Annotated in this window: 12 protein-coding genes; 10 read left to right on the top strand and 2 right to left on the bottom strand. The window is 31.2% G+C overall.

The window, feature by feature from the left end; all coding sequences use genetic code 11:
• The first annotated feature begins 214 nt into the window (after nt 1–214).
• The 4 genes from JK629_RS14215 (at nt 215) to JK629_RS14200 (ending at nt 4,088) form a co-directional block, all read left to right on the top strand.
• A complete protein-coding gene (locus JK629_RS14215; RefSeq protein ID WP_202336263.1) occupies nt 215–1,789 on the top strand; it encodes a hypothetical protein in 1,575 nt (524 codons plus the stop codon).
• Between the two features lie 203 nt (nt 1,790–1,992).
• A complete protein-coding gene (locus tag JK629_RS14210; RefSeq protein WP_202336262.1) occupies nt 1,993–3,207 on the top strand; it encodes a biosynthetic peptidoglycan transglycosylase in 1,215 nt (404 codons plus the stop codon).
• Nucleotides 3,208–3,399: 192 nt separating this feature from the next.
• Complete coding sequence (locus JK629_RS14205; RefSeq protein ID WP_202336261.1) at nt 3,400–3,573, top strand: hypothetical protein; 174 nt, start codon at nt 3,400–3,402, stop codon at nt 3,571–3,573.
• Between the two features lie 62 nt (nt 3,574–3,635).
• Nucleotides 3,636–4,088, top strand: coding sequence for a hypothetical protein (locus tag JK629_RS14200; protein ID WP_202336260.1), 453 nt, complete (start codon nt 3,636–3,638; stop codon nt 4,086–4,088).
• Between the two features lie 108 nt (nt 4,089–4,196).
• On the opposite strand, the gene JK629_RS14195 is transcribed toward JK629_RS14200, so the two are convergent.
• Nucleotides 4,197–5,771 (bottom strand): IS1182 family transposase, encoded by a 1,575-nt coding sequence (locus tag JK629_RS14195; RefSeq protein ID WP_202336259.1) that lies wholly within the window; start codon nt 5,769–5,771, stop codon nt 4,197–4,199.
• Between the two features lie 217 nt (nt 5,772–5,988).
• Between JK629_RS14195 and JK629_RS14190 the strand changes: the two genes are divergently transcribed.
• The 5 genes from JK629_RS14190 to JK629_RS14170 all read left to right on the top strand — a co-directional run bounded on the left by JK629_RS14190 (nt 5,989) and on the right by JK629_RS14170 (nt 11,470).
• Complete coding sequence (locus tag JK629_RS14190) at nt 5,989–6,933, top strand: toll/interleukin-1 receptor domain-containing protein (RefSeq protein WP_202336258.1); 945 nt, start codon at nt 5,989–5,991, stop codon at nt 6,931–6,933.
• Nucleotides 6,934–7,045: 112 nt separating this feature from the next.
• A complete protein-coding gene (locus tag JK629_RS14185; protein ID WP_202336257.1) occupies nt 7,046–7,870 on the top strand; it encodes a hypothetical protein in 825 nt (274 codons plus the stop codon).
• A gap of 674 nt (nt 7,871–8,544) precedes the next feature.
• The gene (locus tag JK629_RS14180) at nt 8,545–9,504 is read left to right on the top strand and encodes a restriction endonuclease (RefSeq protein WP_202336256.1); all 960 of its coding nucleotides are present in this window, start codon (nt 8,545–8,547) and stop codon (nt 9,502–9,504) included.
• Nucleotides 9,505–9,830: 326 nt separating this feature from the next.
• Complete coding sequence (locus tag JK629_RS14175; protein WP_202336255.1) at nt 9,831–10,628, top strand: hypothetical protein; 798 nt, start codon at nt 9,831–9,833, stop codon at nt 10,626–10,628.
• Between the two features lie 209 nt (nt 10,629–10,837).
• Nucleotides 10,838–11,470 (top strand): hypothetical protein, encoded by a 633-nt coding sequence (locus tag JK629_RS14170; RefSeq protein WP_202336254.1) that lies wholly within the window; start codon nt 10,838–10,840, stop codon nt 11,468–11,470.
• Between the two features lie 324 nt (nt 11,471–11,794).
• Here the strand turns inward: JK629_RS14170 and JK629_RS14165 are convergent, their stop codons facing one another.
• Nucleotides 11,795–12,460, bottom strand: a complete 666-nt coding sequence (locus JK629_RS14165) for a hypothetical protein (RefSeq protein ID WP_202336253.1) — start codon at nt 12,458–12,460, stop codon at nt 11,795–11,797.
• Between the two features lie 323 nt (nt 12,461–12,783).
• Between JK629_RS14165 and JK629_RS14160 the strand changes: the two genes are divergently transcribed.
• Nucleotides 12,784–13,812, top strand: a complete 1,029-nt coding sequence (locus tag JK629_RS14160; RefSeq protein ID WP_202336252.1) for a hypothetical protein — start codon at nt 12,784–12,786, stop codon at nt 13,810–13,812.
• Nucleotides 13,813–14,207 lie beyond the last annotated feature (395 nt).

Genomic DNA, 14,207 nt, shown 5'->3' with positions numbered 1-14,207 from the left:
ATTATTATATTTGGTATTCTCCCCGGTTTAAAAGCCCACTCTTACGGTTTTCCGTAATGAGTGGGGTTGTGTTTGTTTTATATTTGGAACGTGATAATAGGAATATTTTAATAAGTTGTGCGTAGTTGCTTAATAGGAGAATTTTAAGGATACAAAGTAGCCGATTTGAACAAATTGGTAGTAATATGGCACTTCAAACCCGAAAAAGAAAATAGTGAAAAGCGAAAATTACTTCTACTACGATAAAAAGCATAAAACTAAATCTGAAAAAAGAGAAGAATACGCTTATAAAATAAAACAAAAACTATACAACTTTCTTTTAGAAAGCAAATACTTCGAAAAGAAACTCAATGTAATTGATAGGCATACTAAATTGAGAAATGATAGAGAAATTCATATCTCACGAAACTACTATTCAGATAGAATAATTTCAAAAAACCAACCTAAAAATTACAAAAAATTAAAACTACCATATATCAGTTTTTTTGAAGTTATAGAAATAGATAAATTTGACAATTTCAAAAAAAACCTTATTTCTAAATTTTCATCTAAACATTCTAGATTCGGTAAAGAAATTGGATATAAAGATGAATTAGAAAAAAAACTAACTAAAATCAAAATTGATTTAGATTCATCTGGATTTGGAAACCTAATTAACTTAAACTTTAAAGAACTTAAAACAAATCATTCTGATTATGTTGATTTTTTGACCATTTCATACATTAAAACTAATGAATCGTACTTCATATTACATATTGAAGTAAAACCAAGTGAAAAGTTTAATAAAATTAGTGCCAAAATCTTTAAATCTTCAGAGACAAGCTTATCTACTCGCCATTTTCATTCTTTTAAAAACATATTTAAACACAGACTTTTTACAGGTTATACTTCTTTTAAAGGTAGCTTAACAAGAGAAAATATTGATAATCTAATTTCAGATTTACAGTTTCAATTAGATTATAACTTCTTAAAACATTTAAATGGATATTTTACTACATCAAAACTAACTCATAAAATCCCAAAAATTGAACATTATTCAATTAAGAAATTTAAAAAACATAAGGAAAACAATAGTCTTTATTCTTTTTTTAATTTTTCAAATATTATTCAGTTTACCTCAAAAGATGAACTTGTTGATATCTATACAAACAAAGGAAATAACGCAGTATATATAATAAAAGAAGAAGAACACGGTAAAAAAATTGGAACTGGAAGTGACCATACAGATTATGATTGGCTTGAAAGTTATTATTTATTACAAAGTATGGCTTTTCCTTGTGTCTTTGATGCAATATTGAATGAGGAGTTTTCTAAATTAAATCACATTAAAAGAAAAATGTACGATTTTCTGGAAAACACCAATAAATGGAGGTTTTATAAGTACTTTTTATTATTTCATCAAAACAATAAATATTTAAAACTCAAAAAGGAAATTACAAAATTGAATTTAATTACAAATAGATACAAGAATGAATTTAATGACAGAGCACTTATCTTTTTAATAAATCATAGTAGTGATGTTAGTCAATATGAATATTCAGATAAAAATAGAAGACAAATGGAGAAGTCTAATATATTGAGTTATTATATCGAAAAATTTCAAGACCAAATAAAATACTTGACCAAGAAAAAAGATGATGTTAATATGGTTTTTAAAAATATAGAGGAACTTAATACTTATAGGACTAATTTTATTCTACAAGTTGTTTCATTAATTATTGGAATACTTGCTTTCATTTTTGCATTTGAAAAAGTTAGAGATTTTATTGTGGAATTACTAAATAAATGAACAAAAAACTACTGGCAACCATGGTAACCGTTGCACCACCCCAAAATTTTTAGGTATCTTCTAAACACTAAATAGAGGGCGGTTCTATAGAGCAAAAACCTTTATATTTGGTATTCTCCCCGATTTAAAAACCCACTCTTATGGTTTTCCATAATGGGTGGGTTTGAGTTTGTTTTATATTTGAAAAAAAATTTTAAATGATTATGATTTGTAGTTTATACAGTTATTTCATAAAGATTGTTGATTTTTTTCTAACCAAAGAGGTTTTTTCATCAATATTTTCAGGAATTATCACCGGTCTTTTCCTGGGAATAGTATTCTTTGTTATTAAGGATTACCTAAGTAAGAAAAATAATATTAGCGGTAGGTGGTTAATGTATGAGACGATTTACAATAGTGATTATAATCCATATATAGGAATGAAGCTCGTTTCAACGATTAATGTTTTACACTCTGATAAAAATGTACAAGGAACCGGAGAGAAAGTTTCCGAAATTACTTTAAAGGCAGGATTAAAAGACTATGTTGCTAAAGAAAGAACCAAATTTAAAATTAATGGGGATTATGAATGGCACCTGGCGAGAAAGAATAGATTAAAGTTTATATATGAACATACAAATAATAATGGCAGACAAATTTCCTCATTTGTATTTTTAAAAAACGTCAAAAAAGATAGATTTGAAGGCTGGTTTATTTCGGAAGCGGCTAATTCAACTGGTACAATTACTTTAATTAAACAAGATGTTGCAGTATTTGGAAAGGGGTTTCTATTTTTTACAGCCACTATAATATCAAAAATTTTAAATGTAAGTCTGGTAGAAAATATTGAGCATCATTTTTTAAAATATTATGCCAGGTCTAAATATTTTAAGAAAGAGAATCCAAACTTCACAAAAATATTGGTGGGTATTGAGGATCCGAAATTTAAAACGCACAAAGGTTTTGTGGCAAAATCTTTAATTAGAGGATTTTTAAGTAGGTTCAAAATAGTTAGAAAAAAATTCAATTTAATTAAAAGTGGTGGTTCAACAATAACTATGCAATTAGCACGCACCTTATTTATTAAAGATTATAATAAAAAGTGGAGAAGAAAAATCTTAGAAATAATATTTGCCCTCTATCTTGAAAAGATTTTAACAAAAAATGAGATACTAAATTTATACTTAAGTTCAGCTAGATTTCATCCGAAAATAAATGGAATTAAAAACGCTATTAAACATCATAATTTCAATAGGTATGAGGACTTATCGAATGAAGAAAGTTTCTTTTTGATCGAAAGATTATCAAGTATTAAAGAGAATTATTCTTTAAAAAGGGTTAAATTACTTTTAAGAAAAATAACCGGTCAACCGCTTACTATAAATTATCGTCATTTATTGTCATTATATTCTAGTTCGGGATATAAGCGCATTAAATAGAACAATTTATATTTACTAAAAATTTTTGGCCGTTAAAGATCCAATATAAGCAATGGAAGAATGAATGGCATTACACCTAAGACACTTTTGAAAACCGTGTCTATTTATTATTGCATTTGAAATGCCCATCACGGGATTTGAAACTGAAAATATGTTGCCCACAAGTTTGAAATAACTCATTACAATTTAAAAATGGCATATAATAAATACAAAATTGATGAAATTGAAATAGGAGATGAAATCTATTTCGATAATGTCTACAGCGGAAAATTATTGACACAATCCAATTATGATGAATATTGGACAGTACACGGTAAAAATAAAAATCAGCTTTTAGTAAATTTAAAAGAGGAGCATTATTGGTAAGTAGATATTGCAGATGTCAGACAAATGATTAAGACCAAATCCTGAATTAGAAAAATAAATTTATGGAAATTGCTATTGGCGTATTTGCATTACTAGTAGGCGGAATAGCACTTTTTTTCCAAATCAAAGAATACCAAAAAAATAATAAAATCCCTCAATTTAAAGGACGTATTGGAATTGACGAAAATGATGGGATCGTAACTAAAAAATTGTTTGAATTTGTTACTAAAAATCAAGGTAAAATAATTTTCATAGATATTTATTTCGACAATGATAAAAACTATGAAATTAATGAAAATTCGAAATTTTGTTTTTCTTATTACTTTGACGCAAGGGAAAAGTTAATTGGGGGAATTGAATATTTAATAGATGTAAAAAGCGGCGACGATTTTTTTTATGATAATAGACAAGCATCCAAGAGATTAAAAGGCAATTTCAAGATTATTGGATTTTCTGGACCACAAATGGGATGGTTTTCTGTGATTATGAAACCTGTACGAATAGAAGATATTTAAAAGGAAACGTAAAAAAGCCGGAGGGCAACATCTGTAACCGTTGAACAAGCCCATAATTTTTAAAAACCAAACCAATATACGCCGCTATGAGCGGCTTTGCTTTTTTGGTCAGGCTTGAGAATGAACCAAATTTGGTGCCTTTAAAAAATGCCATGCTACATTCTGAAGCACTATTTTTGGCAAAAAATACAAAACAAGGCTTTCCGCCCCGCTCTTTGCGCGTTTTTGGATAAACTTGAGGTATTTCTTGAGGTTGTAGGCCATCGCCGAGAGGTGCATGCATTTATTGGCCTGTTTAATGCCAATGGTATTGACCTTGCGAAGACCCATAAACTCCTTGAGGGTTCCAAAGACAGGCTCCACGGTGCTTTGCCGTTTGCTTTTTAGATACCGACCAGTGGGGCTTTTTATTCTCGCTATGTTGCGTTCATATTCTTCCCGGTAAGCAGTGATATTGATCCGCTTTTCGTGGCTTTTACCTATACAGCTTTCCTTGATGGGACATCCCTTGCAATCACTTCGTTTTGTAAAATAATTATCCTTTAATGTGCCTTTTTCAAGTTTCTGCTTGCGGAAGGTTACTTTCTTTCCCTGTGGGCACAGCCAGTAGTTTCCTTCTTTTATATATTTAAAGCCTTCGGGGCCGCCCTTGTAAGTCCCCCCAAAGCAAGTTCGGGGCAGGCTGTGGGGCGGAATGTAGCTTTTAATGCCCCTGGCTTCCAGATAGGCATAGTTCTCCCCACTGCTGTAGCCGGTGTCTGCCAAGAGGTGCTCCCAGATCATTCCCTCCTTTCTCAACCGCCTGTTGAGCCTTGCCACGGTGTCCTGCAAATACTGGTTGTCCTTCTTGTCGGCGTGGTAAGCCTGCACATCGGTAATCACGTGGCTCCCGGTATCTACGCTTATGTTGCACAGGTAGTTGAGCTTTCTTGCCTTCCCGGGCTTGACACTTATCCTGGAATCGGGATCGGTAGGACTGTAATGGGTCTTGTTGCTGGTGTAACGGCTGCCCTTGTTCTTGGCTCCCGGGCGCATATCCTGGTCTTCGCTCCATCTTTTGTTACGGCTCTTGATCTCTTGTAATTCTTTTTTACTGGCCGTTATCTCTTGTTGTTCCTTAGGCGCTTTGTTCTCTTTGGCCTTTCTGTCCCTGCTGCTCTGTACGCGCACCTTGGAAAGGTGTTCTTCAAGTTCATCTGCCGGCACTTTGATCTCAAGACTGTCCATCGAGGTATTGGCCTTTACAGGGGCTGAATCGATGGCTTGGGTATGGCCGCTTACCAGACCGGCTTCTATGCACAATTTTAAAACACGGGTAAAGACTTCTTCAAAAATATCTTCCGGGAAAAGTTGCCGTGTGCGGCTGATGGTGCTGTGCCAAGGTAAAGGCTCGTCAATATCATAGTCCAGGAAATAAAGGATGTCCATACGCATACTGCAGTGATCCATCAGGCCACGGTCTGTGGTTATGCTTTGCAGATAGACCACCAAGCATATCTTAAAAAAGACCTCGGGGTCTATGCTTTTTTGCCCACTTTGTCCATAGAACTTATTGGTGAGTGGGTAAAGAAAGTCCAGGTTTAGAACTTCTTTTAGCCGTCGGTAAAAATTTTCTTTTGAAACCCTGTCACTTAGCTTAAAGCTTGTGAAGAGTTTTTCCTGATAGTTTTTCTTGCCTTGCATAGGCATGAAATTAATAAACTTCTCAATTTTATACAAGCCTTTTGTTATATTTGAAGAGGTGGTTGTGCAACAGGCACAATGTATAAAAATAATTGCCGGGATACTAGTATTTTCAAGGGTTGTAACCCGCTCCAACTTTCTCGTAACTTGACAGGAAAAGGTCACTCAATCGGCTCCTATTCTTATACTAACCATTAGGCAACATTATGCAATCTATATGGAAAAAATCTTTTTAAGTCATACGAGTATTGACAAACCAATAGTGAGAAAATTTAAAAAACTATTGGAAGTACAAAGTTTTGATGTTTGGCTTGATGAAGATTCAATTTTAATCGGTGATTCAATCTTAAAATCCATAGAGAGAGGGCTTTTAATGACAGATTATGTTTTGTTGTTTATTTCAAGAAGAGCACTAGAAAGTCCTTGGGTTGAGAAGGAAATAACAGCAGCAATAACGCTTGAAATTGAGAAAAAAGATAATTTGATTTTACCAATTGTTATTGATGACATAGAGTTGCCTCTTTTTTTAAAAGACAAAAAGTATATCAAATTCAATAAAAATTATAAGAATTGTATTAATGAAATAATTTCTGTCATTGAGAGAAATAAAAAAAGATTGGAATCATCTAAAATAGTTTCTATTAGTACTGATCTAACTCTAACTTTTGATAAATCAGGCCATAGAACTACTTATTTGAAAAATCAAGTCCTAAAATGTGTTCGAGGCGATTATAATTTTCACACTGATGGAATAATAGTGGATGGTAAAATTGAAAATATTGAGATTACAAAAGCAAAAATAGTATCTATTGATGTAGTTGATGATAAAAGAACCTTTATCAAAAGTCAATTCACCAAACCTTTATTAAAAAACGAAACAATAGAAAGGCAATTGAAATGCTTCCTAATTGATTGTTTTCCTGAATCTGAAGAATATTGGTTTATTCAAAAATGGCATCAATCAAAGAAAATGAAAATCATTTTTGACTTTTCATTAGAAAGAAAACCTTATTCAATTGACATTTTTGAAAATGAAGGAACCTTTGAACGAATTATAACTGAAGAAAAAAAGGTGTCTATGGAGGACAATCGTATAATTTATCAATTTGAAATAAAAGCTACCAAATATGCGACTAGGTATGTTATTCGTTGGAATTGGTAAATAACGTTGCTTAACAAAGATCTAAGTTAAATACCTAATATTTCTTCTACAATTTCGACTTAAATTTCTCTTTATAGGGCAGTCCACTTTTAGCGATTGTATAAACTAAAATTTGTTATTATTTTGCATTCTCCCCGATTTAAGATTTACCGTAATGGGTGGGGGTTTGAGTTTGTTTTATCTTTGGAAACTATATAAAGAAATTTTCAATAATTTCGGAATAGCAAAACAAATTGAATGTCTATTCAATAAAGCTGGAAGGATAAACAAGTTAGCCACTCATTTAACAAAAAATGAACCAATGAAGGAAATGATTTATAAACCTGATGTGCGTATTAGTAACCCAATTTACTTAATAAGACAAGCGGAAGAATTAATTAATATAGCAAAATCTAACGAAAATGCCTCATCGTTGATTTACGCCTCATTAGAATGCAGAATTGCACTTGAATTAATGGAATTAAATTTTCTGCTACATTCTGTAAAACGAGAGGAAAGGGAACAAATCATTGAAGATTCCAAACCAAAGAATGGAATTGACCGAGTAAACAGCAAAATAGGAAGCTTAAAGTATAAGTATCAAAATTTTTTACAAGCAGTTTGCGAGATTTTAGACATAGATAATGAATTTTATGATTACAAAAAATCAAAAGACTTTCAACACGAATTAAGCACATACATCCATTCATATTACTTAATAGATGTTGAGATAAAATATCAATCGGCTTATATGCAAAAATGTTTAGAATTGATTTTGGATGTTATAAACTTTGTTAAAACCTCAATGCCTTTTAAAGACGGGACTTACACAATGTTGGGAATGGAAATAGCATCAATGCCTGAAGAAGACAGGTTAATATTGGACGAATGGAAAACTTCACCCAAAATGACTTATGAAGAACTTAAAGAAAAGTTGAAATCAAATCATAATAAATGAAAGCAAAAAGGATAAAAACGTGTGGCAACAAAGATGTATAAACGCAATTACGAGGATTCGACCGTGTCCGAATCCATGCTTCATTGCTACCGTCGCTGCTTATCCGAAAATATTAAATTTATCCGGTTTCTGCGGTATTTCTAATCGTTGTGCGCAATGAGTTGAAAAAAAATAATTTTTGGATTGGATTGATATTTTAATGGCATACCGCCAAGGCAAATTTTCCAGATACTATTTTGGTCTGACTCGAAGACTCATTGTAGGTGCTTGTCAAAATCCTATTGGCTCCAAATTCGAAAACGACCAAGCCGCTTATGATACAACTAAGGAAATATTTGAAGACATGAAACATTACAATTAAGATGGTTTAATTGTAACTTCCACCCAATGTAATATTTATAATGGACCAGTAATGCAAATCACTGAAACTGATTGAAATGAACAATCAATTGGAACAAGTTTCAATGATATATGGGAAAGATATGGCGATGAAATTATAGATGGTGATTTTGGGATAATCCCCTACGATCAACAAATATTAAATAAAATGAATACATAAAAGATTTTATTAAGTCGTCCCACTGGCGCACTTTGGAAAGCGTGTCAATATAATCTCGCATTTCAAATGTTACTTTTTGTATCTTCATTTCTTTAAACAGCAGTTATACAATATTATGCTAACTCCTACAGACACTCATTTACTTGCTGGCATATTAACCAAATTATCTAATCCTGATAGTGTGGAAATTATTTTAGGTAAAATGGTTCTTGATATTGCGGCACAACGTAAAAGAGATATTGATATTTCTGTAAAGTACATTAATGAAGATGGAGAAGAAGTATCATTCGTAGGATTGCAAGTTAAAGACCATACCAGAAAATTAGGTTCACCAGAAGTTGAACAATTATGTATACACTTTAAAGATTCTCCATCCATAAAGAAAGGGGGAATTATTTCTGCTAGTGGCTTTACGAAGCCAGCAATCTCTAAAGCAGCTTATCATGGGATAGATTTATATCATTTGAGAGTTTGGGAAAAAAATCAGGGAATCGATTTGGAACATATAAAATTTGGAGATGATTTTTTTACTAGTGAGATAGTGCCAACAATTATTAATAAGCCATTCTTTACTCTCATTTTTGAAAGAGAGTTGACAAGTAAAGAGAGCCAAACTATATCCAATGAATCTCCCTTATTTATAGAAAATAGTTCTAATATTGATGATCCAATAAATATAAAAACCCTCTGCCATAATTTGCTTAATTCAATCATGAAAGATGATTCAATTCAAGCAAAATTTGATGAAGTAGGATTTGAAAAAGAAATTTCCATTAACCAAAGAATACACATATCGAATAATATTTTCATAAAATTAGGAGAAGAGTTTGTGAAAATAAATGGAGCTAATGTGGAATTTAAACTAATCCAAAAATTAAAAAAGATGGAGACTAATTTCAAGATTTTGATAAATATTAATAATCCAGAAGAAAGAATCGGTGCACTGGTATCTGAGATGTCAAATGGTCTCTTAATAGGAATGGTAACTTCAACGGATGATAAATCTGTCAAACTAATTACAATACCCATATCCGATAGAAATAAAGAAAAAATTCATGAAATGAAAATTAAGTAAACTGCTTATATAATTTTCGCCGTTCTACCAATTTAGCTGCGCCTATCCTTGACAGTAAATACTCCAAATAAAACTCACTCTTTTAAAACCTTCCCCGCTATGATGTAACTTCGATGCTCCAAAAAGGATCGAGTTGCCGTCCTGAAAGATTAGAAGTTGCAGAATGCCAGGGCGGAAGTGATTTAGAAGGTTTTTTTGAAATATTTGGGTTTTGTGTTAAATTTGAAAAGTATGCGCAGTAAATAAGCTTTAAAAGTTTTGAATATCCTAGTGTGACATTAATAGTTGTTACTATATAGCGAAATATGTGCAATTAGAACAACACTATGAATAAAGATGAATATTTAGAAAGAATAGCAAAAGAAAGTGGTGTTCCAAAAGAGGAAATTGCTGGAGTTTATACTGACGAGGAAAAAGGCGAAAGAATGATTTTTAAAAGAAATCAGCTAATAAATCAACTCCAAAAAATAAGTCCTAAAATAAATAAGTCTTTTGATGAAATTTACTCAACTGAATTTGCCAATATAAGTTCTGATTTGAGTGAAATAATGCCTTTAATTTATGTTGGACTAAAACAAGCTCACGTTAATAAAGAGGAATTAATAATTACTTGTGGAGATTTATTGCGAAACTCATCAAATACGGTTGCGAGTTCTGTTCAAACATTAAGATGTGGTTTCAGGTTACAAAGTGGAATTTTATTGAGAAGTGTTATTGAAATGTGTGCTACGGTTACTCATTTGATTATTGAACCAAATATGCTTAATGATTTCAATAATGATAAAATTAAATCAACTTATTCAATTTCTGTAGCGAATAAACAAATTCCTCTTTTTGGAAAAGTTTGGGGAATTTTAAGTAAAAAACAAATTCATATCAATTCGCTTCACGCTGATTGGTATCCAATGATAGAATATAAAGACAAAGAAGAAGTCCCTGTCGAAGTCATAATCGGAATTATTGGAATGGTAACAATGATTTTAAGAATTACAACGGAATTGACTTTTTTCAGATATATCGATGAACATACATATTGGAAATCGGAAGGAGATAATAAAGTTTCATTTATACCACCAACCGAAGAAAATATTGGTTGGATAAAAGAAAAATTAAAGAGAGAATAACGTTACCAAACAAAAATGTATAAAAGGAATTGCGGTTTAGTTCTAAATTAAACCCGCAACTATTTTTATAATACCTGTTTGCAATAACTAAAAAAAAATAATATATGAGTTGCGACTTTTCCGAAACACAATATTCTTTTTGTTTCACTTTCGAATATTTGAAACGGTTTTTCCCAATAATTCCGCTTCCAATTTTTCCAAATACAGTTATGGAAGGAAGAGAAAATGGTGGTTATGATATGGGAATAAATGGTAATATTTTCTTTCAATTCAAAATTCCAAATTATATTACAAGAAAAAACGCAAAGAATATTCATCATTGGAATGTATTCAATGACGAGTTTTATAGAATTAAAATAAATACGAATTCAAGACAATTCGAGCTTTTAAAGCAATTGAGTAACCCGTTGAATAATGTTTATTATGCTACTCCTGATTTTCATACTGACGATTCGCTTTTAGAATATTACCAATGCGATAGAATAGTTTTCAATTCTGCAATATTTGACTTAAACGGATTCCCACCTCCCGGTAGCGGACATCATAATTTAGTGTATAAATCTGGGGAAAGAATGGCGATACTTTTTTCACAACCAATCGAAATTAAAAAAACACAAATTATTAACCCAAACGAAATGTTTTTTGAACGACAAAAACAAAGAGTTTCTATTTATGAACAGGCAAGAGAAATTTTCAAAATTTTAAAAGAAAATGATTTTTTGAATGAAAGTAGTTTAAATATAAATGACAACTTTCGTTCGGAATTTGTAAAGTTTGTACACAATATACTTCTAACTAAATTTGATATACATTGGTATCCAGTTTTATCAAGAAGAAATTGAGAAATACTGCTAACAAAAGCTGTTACTAACATCAGTAACCATTTCACAACCCCATTATTTTTAAATATCTCACCCCTATAAGCCGCTTTGAGCGGTTTTTTTTGGTGCCTGCTAAAAATGAAATAGATAGCGATTTTAGACTGTTGGATTGTTAGATTTTTGGATTATTGGAATATAGCTTAAAGCCTACAGTCTATGCAAAAAACTTTATATTCGGTATTCAGCCCGATTTAAAAACCCACTCTTATGATTTTCCGTAATGGTTGGGTTTGCGTAAGTTTTAGCTTCTAAAATAACTTAATGCATAGTGCAAAATTTCTTTGATTATAGTTTAGAATCTAATAGGGAAGCTTTGATGCGTTTTTTATAATCATCAGATTCATAATACTCAATGAGTTCTTCTGCCTTATTAATCTCATTCTTGAGCTCATAAACCTCTTGGATCATCGCATCATCTTTTTCGTTATCAGGATAAACTCTATATTCTGGATCCAGTGAAATGGTTTCTTTAACCGGATTTGATTTTTCTAGAATATTTACATTAAAAGGAGGTTTTGGGGCTGTAGCTGAAAAATAAATGGATATTGCTAAAGTCAGTATGGCAATACCTATGGCGATTGTAGATGCTTTTTGTGCACTTTTGGCTTGTTCACGGGATTCTTTTAATTCAAGATAATCAACATATTGCTTTACAGTCTCTCCTTTTATATAAAATCTTTGTGTCATTATCTCGGCATATGCTTTTTCATTGTGTTTTGCTCCACCCTTTAAAATATAGAATTTTATTTTATAAAGGGTGTCCTGCAATATATCAGCAGAATCCTGAGACTGAAAATGGTTTAAGAACCAACTTAAAAAAGTGTATTCTCTAGCCTTATTCATTTGGAAATTTAAGTTTTCTTCAAGTATTGCCTTCATTTTTGAATAATGAATTCCGTTATTGTGATTATAGCCAATTTCCATTGCCTTGATATAAATATTTTCTTCCATTCCATTTGAATATTATTAGTTAGTCTAATTTAATCAAAATTTAAGAGAGCGTTTTTTGATTGCTTAGCAAGTAAAACTATTTAACTTACCTGGTGTGCTTTTGTAAATCGGCAATATTTTAGATGATTTTGAAATGTCATTTGCTTTTAAAGAAAGAGAAAATAATTATATTTGGTATTCTCCCTGTTTTAAAAACCTACCTTTACGGTTTTACGAATATGAACTTATTTTTGAATTTATAAGAAACTAATGGAGCAAATGTTTGGTAAATGGGAAATAACCATTTCATTTATACACATGTTGTAACTAATATCTGAAATACATTGATAGTTTACAAACAACAGATACAAAATAATGTTCTTGAATTTAAAGAATTAGATGAACTCACAGCTCAAAGCTGGACCTATAAAACAAAAAATACTTATTATAATAAAAAGAAACTTCTTGAAAAACTAAACGCCTTTTTTGATTGGCATATTAACTATTGTAATACTTTTCTAAAGGGCAAAACATACAATCAAAAAAATCTTGCTTCAACTGTTTTAAAAACGAAGTTTAAAAATCAAACTCATTGGAATGAATATATTAAAAAGTCCCTCTTCCTATCATTAGAATATGTTGAATATTTAAAAAGTGTTGTTAAACTAAAAAACTTATCAGCGTTTGAACATACAATATCTAATCTGAAAATTGATTTAGAGTGGCTGATTGCTAGTGTTGAAGTTGACTTAAAAAAAACAGTTACTTCCATTTCATTAAATAGTGGTAGAAGAAAATATTTATCTCCAACTGATTTATTTTCAGCAGCTCGAACTTTATTTAGAATTGAGGAGTTTTCAAAAATGGAAGACCTCTATTTAAGAGATTTAAAGCCTGTCGTAATGTTTCAAATTAGACAGTTATTAGAAGTATTTGGTAGAGAGCTTATAGGATATTATTCAATAAATGACCAAAGCGGACTGCCTGTTAAAAGATTCACACAAATATCTTGGGAATTTATAAAAGAAGAGGTAAAATCATCTAATTCTCGAATTATTTTTCCTTTTGATGTTCAAATGATAATCGATATAAACCAGTGGGCAAATGATTTTGTGCATACCACCTATTTGCATAGTTCATATATTCAATATTTTGTATTGAAAGCGATTAATGTACTGTTCGCTTCAAAAACAAAAGGAATTAAAATATATACAGGAGAAACTGTAAGTAAAATAAATATTGCTGATATTAAAATTAGAGATTACAATTTATTAAAAGTTGATTTTGATCAATTTTTAAACAATAGAATTCCTAATATTGTAGTTGATTGGATGCCGACAAAAAAAGTAGGTGCATACATTATTACGGAATAGTACTGGGCACAACACCGGTAACCATTGCACAGCCCCACTGGCGCGCTTTTGGAAAGCTTGTCTATTTAAGGGTGCATTTGTAATGCCCTTCACTCCTTTTTGAAAATGGCAAAATTATTATATTTGGTATGCTCTTCACTCAAAGCGAAACCTTTTACGATTTTTCTAAGTGGGAGGGAGGTGTTCTTTCTACCTTGATGAAAAAAGCAATCGATTTAGGAGATTTACGAGTTTCGCTTTATTAAGTTTAAAAGCATTGCGCGAATAAAAAAAACCTATACCTATTAAGATTAAGATGATATACTCTAGCTTATCGCCTAAAGCATATTACTTATAACATAAAGCTTATAGCTCCAAATTCGCTAAAAGATGGAATTGTTTATCGCTATCCGGTG

This window comes from Aequorivita iocasae (assembly GCF_016757735.1).
GTDB lineage: Bacteria > Bacteroidota > Bacteroidia > Flavobacteriales > Flavobacteriaceae > Aequorivita > Aequorivita iocasae.
The sequence above is the reverse complement of the archived record's forward strand: the minus strand, read 5'-3'. Positions and strand labels throughout refer to the sequence as shown.